Genomic DNA, 13160 nt, shown 5'->3' with positions numbered 1-13160 from the left:
CGGCGTCGCAGGCGAAAGTTCTCGCGCCTTGGTGTGGGTGCTCAGCGCCTGTTCAAAGCCTGGCGAGCCTGCGCGCGACAAGGCAAGCGACTGAGAGCGCGAGATGGCCATGGTCATCTGGGCATGCCGAAGCGGCGGACGCCGCGCGCTATTCTCCACGCGGGCAGGGCTTGCTCGGCTTTTCAGGATTCGGCCGGCTTTTCCTTATTGGCCAGCATCGCGCTGAGGCTGGCCAGCCGCGATTTGCCCTCGGTCTTGCTGACGATGGGCTCGGCGCCGGGTTTGCCGAAGTGGCGCAGATCGTCGCCGTTGATCTCGCTGATGAAGCGGGACGGTTCGACGAACTGCCATTCGCCGGCGCGCTTGCGTTTGACGCAATAGGTCAGCGTCAGCATGCGCTGGGCGCGGGTGATGCCGACGTACATCAGCCGGCGTTCTTCCTCCACCATGCCGTTGTCGACGGATTCGCTGTGCGGCAGGATGCCTTCCTCGGTGCCGACCAGGAAAACATACGGGTACTCCAGACCCTTGGACGCGTGCAGCGTGGACATTTTAACCGCGTCCACCTCGCCTTCCTCGCGTCCTTCCAGCATGGTGATCAGCGCGATGGTCTGGGTCAGCTCCACCAGGTTCTTGCCGCTGTCCTCGCCCTTGCGGCTGAGCCAGCTCACCATTTCCAGGATGTTTTTCCACTTGGTTTCGGCGATGCGCGGGCTGTCCTCGCTATCGTAAAGCCAGGCCTCGTAGCCTATGGCCTGCATCATCTCCATCGCCAGCGGGCCGCCGTCCTCGCGGGTGGCGCGGTATTGCAGATTGGCGATGAAGTCGCAGAACTGCTCCAGCGGCTCCAGCTGGGCCTTTTGCACTTGCAGGCGGAAGCCTTCCTCATGAGCGCTGGCGAACAGGCTTTTGCCGCGTTCGCCGGCCCAGGCGCCCAGCCGTTCCAGCGTGGCGGCGCCGACGCCGCGCTTGGGCGTGGTCAGCGCGCGAATGAAGGCCGGATCGTCGTCGGGATTGGCGATCAAGCGCATATAGGCCAGCATGTCCTTGATTTCCGGCTTGTCGAAAAAGCTTTGGCCGCCGGCCATCTGGTAGGGGATGCGCTGATTGCGCAAGGCTTGTTCGAAGATGCGCGCCTGATAGTTGCCGCGATAGAGAATGGCGTAGTCCTTGAACTCGGTGCGGTATTCGAACTTGTGCGCCAGCAGCCTTTGCACCACGGTTTCCGCCTCGTGCTCTTCATCCTTGCACTGAACCACGTGGATGGGTTCGCCCAGGCCCAGTTCGCTCCACAGCTGTTTCTCGAACAGCTTGGGATTGTTGGAGATCACCGAGTTGGCCGCGCGCAGGATGCGGGCAGTGGAGCGGTAGTTTTGCTCCAGCTTGATGATCTTGAGCTTGGGGAAGTCGCTTTGCAGCAAGCGCAGGTTTTCCATATTGGCGCCGCGCCAGGCGTAGATGGACTGGTCGTCGTCGCCCACCGCGGTGAACATGCCGCGCAAGCCGGTCAGCAGTTTGACCAGCTGGTACTGGCAGGTATTGGTGTCCTGGTATTCGTCTATCAGCAGGTAGCGCAGCTTGTTCTGCCACTTCTGCAGCACGTCTTCATTGCTTTGGAACAACTGCACGGGCAGGCGGATCAGGTCGTCGAAGTCCATCGCCTGGTAGGCGCTCAAGGTGTCCTGATAGGCGACGTAAGTGGAGGCGCAGACGCTTTCCCACGCGCCCTGGGCTTCCAGCAGCATCTGGTCTGGCGTTTTCAGGTCGTTTTTCCACAGCGAGATCTGGCTCTGCACCTTGCGCACCTCATCCTTGGAGGTGGTCTTCAGGATGTCGGAGATGATCTTGCCGGCGTCGAAGGCGTCCAGGATGGAGAACTGAGGCTTATAGCCGAGGTGCGGCGCTTCCTGACGCAGGATCTGCATGCCCAGCGAATGGAAGGTGGAAACGGTGATGCCGCGGATCTCCGCCGGGGTCATCAGCTTGCCCACTCGTTCCAGCATCTCGCGCGCGGCCTTGTTGGTGAAGGTGATGGCGGCGATATTGCGCGCATTGATGCCGCCTTCGCGGATCAGGTGCGAAATCTTGAAGGTGATGACCCGGGTTTTGCCGGAGCCGGCGCCGGCAAGCACCAGCAAGGGGCCGTCAAGATACTGGATCGCCGCGCGCTGCGGCGGATTGAGCAAGGGAGCGGACATGGCGGTATGGGGGAAGGGGCCCGGCGGGGCGCAGTAAATCGGTAACTCAGCCAGTGCATTGTAGCATGCGGTATCATGGCGCTATCCGCGGATGACGTCTCAGATCGATCCGCCACTTATGAGGTGCATATGGCCATCTACGCTATTGGCGACATTCAAGGGTGTTTCCAGCCGTTTCAGCAGTTGCTGCGGCAAATCGATTTCAATCCCGGCAAGGATACCCTGTGGCTGACGGGAGACTTGGTCAATCGCGGGCCGCAATCGCTGGAAGTGCTGCGCTGGGTGTTCCAGCATCAGGATCAGGTGGAGATCGTGCTGGGCAACCACGATCTGCATTTGCTGGCGGTGGCGGAGGGTTTCGGCAAGCTGCATCGCAGCGACACGGTGCTGGACATTCTCAACGCCGCCGACGGCAAGGTGCTGCTGGACTGGCTGCGCTGCCAGCCTATGATGATTGCCGGCCACGGCTACGCGATGGTGCACGCCGGCCTGCTGCCGGAGTGGAGCATAGACCGCGCGCTGGATCTGGCGGAGGAAGTGGAGGCCGGCTTGTCCGGCCCCAAGCACCGCGAATTCCTGTCTCGGCTGTACGGCAACCGGCCGACGCGCTGGAACGAGGAGCTGCGCGGCTCCGACCGTCTGCGCGTGATCGTCAACGCGATGACCCGGATGCGTTTCTTGAACCGCGACGGCGAGATGGATCTGAATTACAAGGGCGAGCTGGAGAACGCGCCGGCCGGGCTGACGCCCTGGTTCGAGGCGCCGGGGCGCTGGCAGGGCGAGATGCCGATTATCTGCGGCCATTGGTCGGCGCTGGGCGTGCATATCACCGACGACGTGGTGGCGATTGATTCCGGTTGTTTGTGGGGCGGCAGCCTGACCGCGATGCGTTTGGGGGACCAGGCCTTATTCTCCCTGCCGTGTTCGGCTTATCGCGAAATCACCGCCTAAAGAGTATGGGCGGCTGCGCCGCCGTAAATAAAATATCGACAAGCCATAGTCAGCCAGGCCCTATGGCTGTCATAATCGCGGCTCTTGCCAGAGCCGTTTTTTTATTTGTATGAGTTACCTTTCCATTGAGTTCGCGCTGGCATTCCTCGCCTTTTTCGCCCTGTATTGGCTGTGCCGCAAGCGCACGGATTGGCAGAATGGTTTGCTGTTATTGGGCAGTTACGCCTTTTATGCCAAGCTTGATTGGCGATTTGCGCTGATTCTTGCCGTTTATACCCTGTTATTGACCCTGATATCGTCGCGGATGCTTGATTCCGTCCGGCCCAAGCGTTGGTTGCGCGCGGGTTTGCTGATGGCGGTGGGCAATCTGGCGATATTCAAATACTTCGATTTCTTCCGCGAAAGCGCGCAAGCGGGGCTGCATGCGTTGGGTATCGCCGCGATATTGCCGGCGGTGGATTTCCTGATGCCGGTGGGCATCTCCTTTTACACCTTTCAATCGGTCAGTTATCTGGTGTCCCTGTATCGCGGCGAATTGCGTTTCGCCCGGGCCAGGGAGCTGGGTTTGTTCCTGGCGTTCTTTCCCACCTTGTTGGCTGGGCCGATTTGTCGCGCCACCGGTCTGCTGGAGCAGCTGCGCAGCGGCGCGCGTCGCCACATCCTGCAACTGGATCGCGCACTGGGTCTGATTGTGTTGGCCCTGGCCAAGAAACTGTGGCTGGCCGGCTGGCTGGCCAGCGCCTGGGTGGACCCGGTGTTCAGCGCGCCGGAAACCTATCACGCGCTGGAGGTCTGGGCGGCTTTCTACGCCTACGCCTTCCAGATCTATCTGGATTTCTCCGGCTACACCGATCTGGTCACCGCCCTGGCCTTATTGCTGGGCATCCAGTTGCCGCGCAATTTCGACGCGCCCTACCTGGCGCACAATCTGCGCGACTTCTGGCGGCGCTGGCATATGTCGCTGTCCAGCTGGATTCGCGACTACGTCTATATCCCCTTGGGCGGCAACCGGCTGGGCTTTGCCCGCGCCCAGCTCAATTTGCTGGCCGCGATGCTGCTGTCCGGCCTGTGGCACGGCGCCAGCCTGAAATACCTGGTGTGGGGCGGCATGCACGGCCTGGGCGTGGTGGGCTTGAACCTGGGGGACCGGCTGTTGGGCAAGGAAGCGCTGACGCGGCGCTGGGCCTGGCTGGCGCGGCTGCTGACCTTCCATTACGTTTGCCTGGCCTGGGTGTTTTTCCGCGCCGCGTCGCTGGAGGACGCCTGGAGCTTTTTGGAGGCCATGGCCGGCACCGGCCAGGAATTGACGCTGAACGCGCCGGGCTTTCTGGCGCTGAGCGCGGCGGCGTTTGTCGCGCTGCCTCATCTGGGCGCGGTTTGCGAACGCGGCATCGCCCAACTGGGCCGCCTGCCGTGGTGGGGCAAGCCCAGCTTGCTGGCCGGCTGCGCCTTGCTGATCATCGTGGTGTCGCCGCCGGGCATTCCGGGTTTTATCTATTACCAGTTTTAACCGTGTTTTAGTCGTGCCGGCGCGGCTGCGCATCCGCCGCCGCGCGTTTCATTCCTTACCGCATTGAGGCAAGCGTCAAATGATCGCCCGTTCCGCCATCCGTCAGGCCCTGGCCATCCTAGGCAGCAGCATGCTGCTGCTGTGCTGGATCGAGCAGAGCTCGATCAACGCCTATTGGCGGCAGACCTTTCACCGTCCCAGCCAGCTGGAAGCCTTGTCCGAGCTGAGCGTCTGGCGTTTGGGCGCGGAACTGGGGCGGGAGTTTCGCGATCAGAGCCGAGGGCTGCTGAGCCGGCTGGATCGTTGGGACGACGAGATGATCGCCTATTTCAACGCCTGCTGCCTGAGGCCGGCATTGCCGCCGGCAAGCGCGCCGGCGGAGCCGGCGGCGGTGCAGACAACGGCAACGGCGGCCTTGCCGAACGCGGCCCCGACGCCGCGGCCGCCGTCGGCCCCGCCGCAGCAAGCGGTGCCCAAGGACGCCCGCATCTTGCTGCGTCCGGGGCAGAAGGTGTTGCTGGCCGGGGACTCCATGATGCAGGGCGTGGCGCCGCATTTGCTGCGTCCCTTGTTCAAGCTGCACCAGATCAAGGCGCTGGATCTCAGCAAGCAGAGCACCGGTCTGACCTATCCGGATTTCTTCAGCTGGCCGGACACGATAGAGCGGCAGTTGGCGGCGAATCCCGACACCGGTCTGGTGGTGGTCTTCCTGGGCGCCAACGATACTTGGGACATGGTGGGCGGCAGCCGCTACATCCGTTTCGCCTCCGAGGAGTGGGAACAGCGCTACCGCGAACGCATCCGCGCCATCCTGGCCTCGGCCCGCAAGCATGGGACGCAATTGCTGTGGCTGGGCGCGCCGAATATGGGCAAGGACAAGCTCAATCGCGGCGTGCAGTACATTAACGGCGTCTTCCGCGAGGAAGTGGAAGGCGCGGGTCAGCGCTATCTGTCCACCCGCGAGGCCTTGGGCAGCGAGGACGAAACGTTCACCAAGTTCATGACCTTGCCCGATCAGGGCGAAGTGGCGGTGCGCACCGCCGATGGCATTCATTTCACCCGTCAGGGCCAGGTCTTGCTGGCGCGGCGCGTGTTGGCAGAATTGAGGTTTGAATGAAGTTGAGAATCAGCGGGGCATTGGCCTGCTGGCTGGCGGCGGCATCGGCGCTGGCCGCGCCGGTGCAGGATTTCGGCGAGATCAATCTGGCGAGGCTGGCGTCGCGGCTGAAGGCGATTTCCACCGCCGTGCAGCCGGTGCGCGTCACCCAGCTGGGGGATTCGCATACCGCGGCCGACTATCTGACCGGTACGCTGCGGGAGCGCTTCCAGGCCAAGTTCGGCGACGCCGGCATCGGCTGGACGCCGCCGATGGCGGTGCCGGGCCAGCGCCACGCGCTGGTGATGGCGCGCAGCGAGGGCTGGACGCTGATCAATAGCCGAAAAGACGGCGATCCGGACTTCCCGCTGGGCGGTTATATCGCTCAGGCGCAGCGGCCGGGCGCCGCCATCAGCGTACTGCCGCGCAATCCGCTGGACGGCCTGTGGCGCGCGCGCTTCCGCGTGCGGGCGGCTCAGGACGGCGCCGGCGCGCTGGAAGTGGATGACGGCCACGGCAGCCGCAAACTGAATCCGCCGGAGGCGGGCAGGGGCTGGCAGACGGTGGAGCAGAAGCTGTACTTCCCCTTTGTGGTGCGCGCCGGCGCGCTGCCGGCGGTGGAGCTGGGCGGCATCGAGCTGGAGCGGCTGGCGCCCGGCGTGGTGCTGGACAGCATAGGCAGCAACGGCGCCCAGCTGTCGATCTGGCAGCGCTGGGGCAAGAGCTGGAGCGCTCAGCTGGCGGAGCGAAACAGCGACCTGGTGATCCTGGCCTACGGCGTCAACGAGGCCTTTGACGACAGGTTGGACCTGATCGAGTACCAGCTCAATCTGCAGGCGGCGATCAACACCGTGCGCCGCGATCTGCCGCAGGCGGCCATCCTGATGCTGGGCGCGCAGGACGCCGCGCGCAAGCGCGGCGCGGCCAGCAAGGAGTGCTCGCCGGGCCGTCCGCTGCAATTGGCGGCGGTCAAGCGCATCCAGCAGAAAGTCGCGCGCGACAGCCATGTGCTGTATTGGGATTGGGAGCAGGCGATGGGCGGGCCTTGCAGCATGAAGCGCTGGCAGGCTCAGCAGCTGGCGCGGCCGGACATGGTGCATTTCTCGCAGCAGGGCTATGCCAAGCTGGCCGACGATTTGTTCGATAATCTGATGGCGCGGCTCAACCTGTGAGCGTAGTCGGCGCTGGATGAGAAAAGCCCCCGGAACGGGGGCTTTTGCATTGGCGAGGATTCGCAGCAGGTGCTCAGTGTTGCCGAGCCGGTTCCTGTGCCGCTTCCGCGGCCGGAGGCGGGCTCAGGCGCAGCGCGCGCGCCACTTCCTGCTGCGCCTGCTGCGCCAGCGCGAAGCGGGTATCCAGGCCGTTTTCCCAGGCTTTTAGCGGTTGGCCGTAGCTGACCTCCACCTCCATCGCCGGCATCGCCAGCACCTTGCGCACGCTTTGCAAGAAGGTCAGGTCGCCGATGAAGGCCGGCTCCAGCGTCTGTTCGCCGTCTGCGCCGTAATAGCGCAGGCCGACCGGCTGAACGGTGCCGCGCGAAAGCAGGGCGGCTTCGAACAGCGAGGCCTTGAACGGCAGCAAGGCCAGGCCGTCCGAGGTGGTGGACTCGGGGAAGACCGCCATGCAGGCGCCGTTTTCCATGGCGTGGGCCAGCGCCTTGTAAACGCGGCTGGCGTCCTTGCGTTTGCTGCGGTCGATGAACAGGGTGCCGCCCAGATGCGCCAGCCAGCCCAGCACCGGCCAGGAGCGGAGCTCGCGCTTGGCGACGAAGCGGGACACCGTGCAGCTATTGAGCACGAAGATGTCCAGCCAGGAAATGTGGTTGGCCACCAGCAGGGTGTTGGGCGGGTAAAAGCCGGGGTTGACGCCGTGGATCCGCACGCTGATGCCGAGGATCTTCAGCGCGTGAGCGGCCCAGCGCCGGGTGACGACGGCGCGCTCGGCGTGGGCCAGCCGAGAATAACGGGTGGCCAGGATGAAAACACCGACGGCCAGGTGGCCGAACAGGCGCGCGACGCGTCCTATCCGGGTGAGCAAAGAGGTTGTGGCGATTGACTTCAAGATGCTTTGAGGCTCGGTGCGCAAGGTTGAGGCCGTAACTCTAGCATGGCTGGCATAGCGGACAATAGTAGGAACTGCGCTGGCCCTGGCGCAAATGCCGGATCGGCGTGCCGCATTGGCGGCAGGGCTGGTCCTGACGGCCGTACACCATATAAGTCTGTTGGAAATAACCCGGCTTGCCGTCGCTGTGCACAAAGTCGCGCAAGGTGCTGCCGCCAGCCTGGATGGCGCGGTTCAGCACGCTGCGGATTTCCTCGGCCAGCCGGCGGTATTCTCCGTCGCGCACCGCGTTGGCGGCGCGGGCGGGATGGATGCCTGCGTGGAACAGCGCCTCGTTGGCGTAGATATTGCCGACGCCCACCACCACGTGATTGTCCATCAGCATCAGCTTGACCGCGCTGCCGCGGCGTTGCGCGGCCCGGATCAGGGTGTCGCCGTCGAAGCCGTCGGACAGCGGTTCGGGTCCCAGCGCTTGCAGCAGGGGGTGGTGCTCGATGGCGCCGACATGCCACAACACCGCGCCGAAGCGGCGGGGATCGCGGTAACGCAGCACATTGGGGCCCAGCAGCAGATCGATGTGGTCGTGCTTCTCCGGCGGGGTGTCGGCCGGCAAGAAACGCAGGCTGCCGGACATGCCCAGGTGGATGATCAGGGTGCCGGCGTCGGTGCCCAGCAGCAGATATTTGGCGCGGCGATCGACGGAACGTATCGTCAGGCCGCGCAAGGCGGCGTGCAGTTCCGGCGGCACCGGCCAGCGCAGGCCGGCGTGGCGGACCACGGCGCCCTCCAGCGTGGCGTTCAATAAATGGGGCAGAATCCCGCGGCGGGTGGTTTCGACTTCTGGCAGTTCAGGCATGGGTAGAATGGCGCGAAGATAAAAACAGGTCATGCTATTCTACGCATTCAACAGGTTTATAAGCAGGTCTCTGACTCCATGCGAATGCAACGGCTGAAAAAAACACTCCCTTTGCTGATGGTCGCGCTGCTGTCGGCATGCGCCAATTTCAAGCACCCGGGCGCGGCGAAGTCGGTCGATGCCGGCAAACCGGCCGGCGACGAGGCCGCGATCACGCAGAAAGAAGACGAAACCCTACTGCCCAAGGCGGAGCTGACGCCGGAAATCCTCTATGGCGTGGTGGCCGGCGAAATCGCCGCCCAGCGCGGCTCGGTGGGCGCCTCCGCCGTGACCTATCTGGAACTGGCGCGTCAGACGCGGGATCCGCGGCTGGCGCAGCGCGCGGCCGAATTCTCCATGTTCGCCGGCCTGCTGAAGGAAACCTCGGAAGCCCTGACCCTGTGGATGGAGCTGGCGCCGGACTCGGTGCCGGCGAGAGAACAGCTGTTCATCACCCTGCTTCGCGCCGGCAAGCTGGCGGAAAGCAAGCCGCTGATCGAGGCGCTGCTGCAAAAAGAGCCGGAGCGGGCGCCGGCCATCTTCGTTCAACTGGCGCGGCTGACCTCGCGCCAGAGCGACAAACAAGCCGCTTACGAGCTGGTGAAGCAATTCGCCGTCCGCTATCCAGACCTGGCCGAGGCGCGTTTCGCGCTCCTGGCCGTGGCCGCCGAGGCCGGCGATCAGGCCACGATGAACCGCGAATTCGACAGGCTGGCGCAGATCGCGCCGGCCTGGGACTTGCCGGTGGCCTGGCAGGTGGACCGGCTTCGCCGCGAGCAGCCGGAGCAGGCTATCGATTTTCTGCAGCGTGAACTGGCGCGGCGGCCGAACGCCGGCCTGGAACTGAAGCTGGCCAAGCCGCGGCTGCTGGTGGGCGCCAAGCGCTTCGCCGAGGCGCGCCTGGCTTTCGACCAGCTGCTGCCTAGCAATCCCAATAACCCCGATTTGCTCTACGCGTCCGGTCTGATGGCTTATCAGATGCGCGACCTGCCGGCGGCGGAGCGGCATCTGCGCCAGGCGCTGGCGGCCGGCCATCCGGAGGCCAATTTCATTCGCTACACCCTGGGCCAGATCGCCGAGGAGCGTCAGGACGCCGCCGGGGCCAGGGGCTGGTACGAAATGGTGGGCGCCGGGCCGCAATTCCTGCCGGCGCAAGGCCGGCTGGCGATCATGGACGCCGGCGACGGCAAGCTGGATCTGGCCCTGACGCGTCTGGCGCCCTTGGGCGGCAACGACCAGGAGAAGATCACCCTGGCTTTGCTGCAGTCCCAGTTGGCGCGAGAGGGCAAGCTGCCCGGCAAGGCCCATGACTTGTTGAGCAAGGCGCTGCTGCGCATGCCCAAGGCGCCGGAGTTGTTGTACGAGCGGGCGCTGGTGTCGGACAGCCTGGGCAATGTCGGCAACGCCGAACGCGATCTCAAGCAAGTGCTGAAGGAAAAGCCCGGCGACGCTCAGGCGCTTAACGCGCTGGGCTACACCCTGACCAATCGCACCAGCCGCCATCAGGAAGCGCTCGGCTATATCGAAAAGGCGCTGAAGAGCGAGCCGGACAATCCCACCATTCTGGACAGCCTGGGCTGGGCGCAATACAAGCTGGGCCGCCTGGACGCCGCCTTGAAAACGCTGCAGAAGGCCTATGCGCTGTTGCCGGACGCGGAACTGGCCGCGCATCTGGGCGAGGTGTTGTGGAAGCTGGGCAAGAAGGACGAGGCGTTGGCGGTGTGGAACAAGGCGCTGGAGGCGAGTCCGGAACATGATGTGCTGCGCGAAACCATGCGCCGTCTGGGGGCCCATTGATGAAGTGGAGCGCTCTGATCCTGGCCCTGTCTCTTGCGCTCACCGGTTGCGCGACGCGCGAGGCGGTGTTCATGCCCACCGCGACGCAGTCCGCGGACCAGCCCTTCGCGGTCAGCGGGCGTTTGTCGGTGAATCTGGACGGCAAGGGGCATGTCGCCAACTTCGATTGGCGGCACCAGCCTGAGCGCGATCAGTTGGCGATCAACTCGCCGCTGGGCAATACCGTGGCCGAAGTGATCCGCGATGCCGGCGGCGTCACCTTGCTGGCGGACGGCAAGGCCTGGCAGGCTGCGGATGTGGAAAGCCTGACCGAGAAAACCCTGGGCTGGCCGCTGCCGCTGTCCGGCCTGGCCTGGTGGATCCGCGGCATGCCCGTGCCGGGCGAGGCGAGCGAAGTCCGACCCGACGGCGAATTGCTGCAGCAGGGTTGGCGCATCCGCTTCGTGCGCGAGGCCGAGTCCGGCGAGCGCTATCCCAAGCGCGTGGATCTGGCCCGAGACGGTTTGACGGTCAGAGTGGTGACCCGCGACTGGCGCTGACGCGCGTCGCTTCCTCCGTATTATTTCTAATGATTGCCATGGTGTTCTGTTGATGAGTTCCCCCGTATTCCAAGACTTTCCGGCCCCGGCCAAGCTCAATCTCTTATTGCACGTCGTCGGCAAGCGCCCGGACGGCTATCATTTGCTGGAGACGGTGTTCCGCTTTGTCGACTTCAGCGACACCGTGTCGCTGGCCTTGCGCGACGACGGCCGCATCGTGCTGGAGACGCCGATCGCCGGCGTGGACCCGGAGCAGGACTTGACGGTGCGCGCGGCGCGTCTATTGCAGGCCCATGCCCAGTGCGGGCTGGGCGTGGCCATTCGTCTGGACAAAAAGATACCGATGGGCGGCGGTTTGGGCGGCGGAAGCTCCGACGCCGCCACCGTTTTGCTGGCCTTGAATCGTATGTGGGGACTGAATCTGCCGCGGGCGACTTTGCAGGAACTGGGCTTGAAGCTGGGCGCGGACGTTCCGGTGTTTATTTTCGGGCGCAGCGCGCTGGCCACCGGCGTTGGCGAAAAACTGAATGAAATCAAATTGAAGCCGGCATGGTATGTGGTAATTCACCCTCAGATGCAGGTGCCCACCGGCAAAGTATTTCAAAATTTTTCGCAAGAGGTGTTGACAGAGGTAGGGGTCGTCGGCATAATGCGAATCCTCGAAACAACGCAGCAGCGACGAAACGATCTGCAAAACGTTGTTTCGAATATGTACCCAGCGGTGAATGAAGTGCTGACCGAATTAAGAAAATATGGTTCGCCGCTGATGACTGGTTCCGGTTCCTGCGTGTTTCTGGAGTGCCAGTCTAAAGACGAAGCCGATAAAGTTTATCAGGCGGTGTCGATAAAATATAAGGGGTTTTTAGCAAAAGGACTCGATGTCCATCCCTTGATCGACAGCGCTGAATAAAGGTTACTGGGGAGTCGCCAAGTGGTAAGGCACCGGATTTTGATTCCGGCATTCGTAGGTTCGATCCCTACCTCCCCAGCCAAGACTTTCTCTCAATAAGAGAGAGCATGAAAAAAGCGTGTAAGAATCCCTTACACGCTTTTTCTTTATCTAGCTAAGGCACACGAATCATGGCGGCATACGACAGTTTGATGGTATTCACCGGGACCGCGAACCCGGAACTGGCCCAAAACGTAGTCAAACATCTGGATATCTCGTTGGGACGCGCCGACGTCGGCAAGTTCAGCGACGGCGAAGTGGCGGTGGAGCTGCTGGAAAACGTACGCGGACGCGACGTGTTCATTCTGCAGTCGACCTGTGCGCCGACCAATGACAATCTGATGGAAATCCTGACTATGGCCGACGCGCTCAAACGCGCTTCGGCCGGTCGTATTACCGCGGCGATTCCGTACTTCGGCTATGCGCGCCAGGACCGCCGTCCGCGTTCCGCCCGCGTGCCGATCTCCGCCAAGCTGGTGGCCAATATGCTGACCAGCGCCGGCATCGACCGGGTGCTGACCGTCGATCTGCACGCCGACCAGATTCAGGGCTTCTTCGACATTCCGGTGGACAACGTCTACGCGACGCCGGTGCTGCTGAAGGACATCCGCTCGCAGCGCATCGAAGATCTGATCGTGGTCAGCCCCGACGTGGGCGGCGTGGTGCGCGCCCGCGCGATGGCCAAGGCCTTGAACACCGATCTGGCCATTATCGACAAGCGTCGTCCCAAGGCCAATGTGGCCGAGGTGATGAACATCATCGGCGACGTGTCCGGCCGTACCTGCCTGATCGTCGACGATATGATCGACACCGCCAACACCCTGTGCAAGGCGGCCAGCGCTCTGAAAGAGCGCGGCGCCCAGCGCGTGCTGGCCTATGCGACTCACCCGATTTTCTCCGGTCAGGCGATCGATCGCATCAAGAATTCCGACATCGATATGGTGGTGGTGACCGACACCATCCCGTTGACCGCCGAGGCCAAAGCCTGCCCGAACATCCGGGTGGCCTCCATCGCCGGCCTGCTGGCCGAGACGCTGCGCCGGATCAACAATGAAGAATCGGTGTCCTACCTCTTCAATGAGGAACTGGTTGCGGCGGGCGCCTGCCTGCCGTGAACATCGGGCCCGCTGGTCGCGGCGGGCCGGGTGCTTTTAATCTGAAACT

11 protein-coding genes and 1 tRNA gene are annotated in these 13160 nt (G+C 63.5%); 9 read left to right on the top strand and 3 right to left on the bottom strand.

Annotation, left to right across the window (positions count from 1 at the left end; all coding sequences use genetic code 11):
- Positions 1-182: 182 nt before the first annotated feature.
- On the bottom strand, positions 183-2198 hold the full coding sequence (locus ACODSD_RS04635; RefSeq protein WP_227105030.1) for a UvrD-helicase domain-containing protein: 2016 nt from the start codon (positions 2196-2198) through the stop codon (positions 183-185).
- Between the two features lie 129 nt (positions 2199-2327).
- Here ACODSD_RS04635 and ACODSD_RS04630 point away from each other — a divergent pair, with 129 nt between their 5' ends.
- From ACODSD_RS04630 to ACODSD_RS04615, 4 genes are all read left to right on the top strand, one after another.
- Positions 2328-3149 (top strand): symmetrical bis(5'-nucleosyl)-tetraphosphatase, encoded by an 822-nt coding sequence (locus ACODSD_RS04630; RefSeq protein ID WP_107800637.1) that lies wholly within the window; start codon positions 2328-2330, stop codon positions 3147-3149.
- 304 nt (positions 3150-3453) lie between these two features.
- The gene (locus ACODSD_RS04625; protein ID WP_486635901.1) at positions 3454-4659 is read left to right on the top strand and encodes an MBOAT family O-acyltransferase; all 1206 of its coding nucleotides are present in this window, start codon (positions 3454-3456) and stop codon (positions 4657-4659) included.
- Between the two features lie 79 nt (positions 4660-4738).
- Positions 4739-5776, top strand: a complete 1038-nt coding sequence (locus ACODSD_RS04620) for an SGNH/GDSL hydrolase family protein (RefSeq protein ID WP_488876882.1) — start codon at positions 4739-4741, stop codon at positions 5774-5776.
- A complete protein-coding gene (locus ACODSD_RS04615; RefSeq protein ID WP_488876881.1) occupies positions 5773-6927 on the top strand; it encodes an SGNH/GDSL hydrolase family protein in 1155 nt (384 codons plus the stop codon). Before ACODSD_RS04620 ends, ACODSD_RS04615 begins: the two co-directional genes overlap by 4 nt.
- Positions 6928-7000: 73 nt before the next feature.
- Here ACODSD_RS04615 and ACODSD_RS04610 read toward each other — a convergent pair whose 3' ends face one another.
- Complete coding sequence (locus ACODSD_RS04610; RefSeq protein WP_107800633.1) at positions 7001-7816, bottom strand: lysophospholipid acyltransferase family protein; 816 nt, start codon at positions 7814-7816, stop codon at positions 7001-7003.
- 40 nt (positions 7817-7856) lie between these two features.
- Positions 7857-8672 (bottom strand): bifunctional DNA-formamidopyrimidine glycosylase/DNA-(apurinic or apyrimidinic site) lyase, encoded by an 816-nt coding sequence (gene mutM / locus ACODSD_RS04605; RefSeq protein WP_107801968.1) that lies wholly within the window; start codon positions 8670-8672, stop codon positions 7857-7859.
- Between the two features lie 78 nt (positions 8673-8750).
- Here mutM and ACODSD_RS04600 point away from each other — a divergent pair, with 78 nt between their 5' ends.
- The 5 genes from ACODSD_RS04600 to ACODSD_RS04580 all read left to right on the top strand — a co-directional run bounded on the left by ACODSD_RS04600 (position 8751) and on the right by ACODSD_RS04580 (position 13111).
- Positions 8751-10508 carry a tetratricopeptide repeat protein gene (locus ACODSD_RS04600; protein WP_488876880.1) on the top strand — a complete coding sequence of 586 codons (1758 nt, stop codon included), beginning with the start codon at positions 8751-8753 and terminating at the stop codon, positions 10506-10508.
- Positions 10508-11047 carry a lipoprotein insertase outer membrane protein LolB gene (gene lolB, locus ACODSD_RS04595; protein ID WP_488876879.1) on the top strand — a complete coding sequence of 180 codons (540 nt, stop codon included), beginning with the start codon at positions 10508-10510 and terminating at the stop codon, positions 11045-11047. Before ACODSD_RS04600 ends, lolB begins: the two co-directional genes overlap by 1 nt.
- 52 nt (positions 11048-11099) lie before the next feature.
- Positions 11100-11957, top strand: coding sequence for a 4-(cytidine 5'-diphospho)-2-C-methyl-D-erythritol kinase (gene ispE / locus ACODSD_RS04590; RefSeq protein WP_488876878.1), 858 nt, complete (start codon positions 11100-11102; stop codon positions 11955-11957).
- Between the two features lie 7 nt (positions 11958-11964).
- Positions 11965-12039: transfer RNA gene (locus tag ACODSD_RS04585), tRNA-Gln, on the top strand.
- Positions 12040-12127: 88 nt separating this feature from the next.
- The gene (locus tag ACODSD_RS04580; protein WP_043589892.1) at positions 12128-13111 is read left to right on the top strand and encodes a ribose-phosphate pyrophosphokinase; all 984 of its coding nucleotides are present in this window, start codon (positions 12128-12130) and stop codon (positions 13109-13111) included.
- Positions 13112-13160 lie beyond the last annotated feature (49 nt).

The sequence above is a fragment of the Chromobacterium sp. FG22 genome, from assembly GCF_057809415.1.
The sequence above is the reverse complement of the archived record's forward strand: the minus strand, read 5'-3'. Positions and strand labels throughout refer to the sequence as shown.

Bases quoted from the DNA above. Each gene is read 5' to 3' on its own strand.
- ACODSD_RS04635 (WP_227105030.1), bottom strand. From the start codon at position 2,198: ATGTCCGCTCCCTTGCTCAATCCGCCGCAGCGCGCGGCGATCCAGTAT.
- ACODSD_RS04630 (WP_107800637.1), top strand. From the start codon at position 2,328: ATGGCCATCTACGCTATTGGCGACATTCAAGGGTGTTTCCAGCCGTTT.
- ACODSD_RS04625 (WP_486635901.1), top strand. From the start codon at position 3,454: ATGCTTGATTCCGTCCGGCCCAAGCGTTGGTTGCGCGCGGGTTTGCTG.
- ACODSD_RS04620 (WP_488876882.1), top strand. From the start codon at position 4,739: ATGATCGCCCGTTCCGCCATCCGTCAGGCCCTGGCCATCCTAGGCAGC.
- ACODSD_RS04615 (WP_488876881.1), top strand. From the start codon at position 5,773: ATGAAGTTGAGAATCAGCGGGGCATTGGCCTGCTGGCTGGCGGCGGCA.
- mutM (WP_107801968.1), bottom strand. From the start codon at position 8,672: ATGCCTGAACTGCCAGAAGTCGAAACCACCCGCCGCGGGATTCTGCCC.
- ACODSD_RS04600 (WP_488876880.1), top strand. From the start codon at position 8,751: ATGCGAATGCAACGGCTGAAAAAAACACTCCCTTTGCTGATGGTCGCG.
- lolB (WP_488876879.1), top strand. From the start codon at position 10,508: ATGAAGTGGAGCGCTCTGATCCTGGCCCTGTCTCTTGCGCTCACCGGT.
- ispE (WP_488876878.1), top strand. From the start codon at position 11,100: ATGAGTTCCCCCGTATTCCAAGACTTTCCGGCCCCGGCCAAGCTCAAT.
- ACODSD_RS04580 (WP_043589892.1), top strand. From the start codon at position 12,128: ATGGCGGCATACGACAGTTTGATGGTATTCACCGGGACCGCGAACCCG.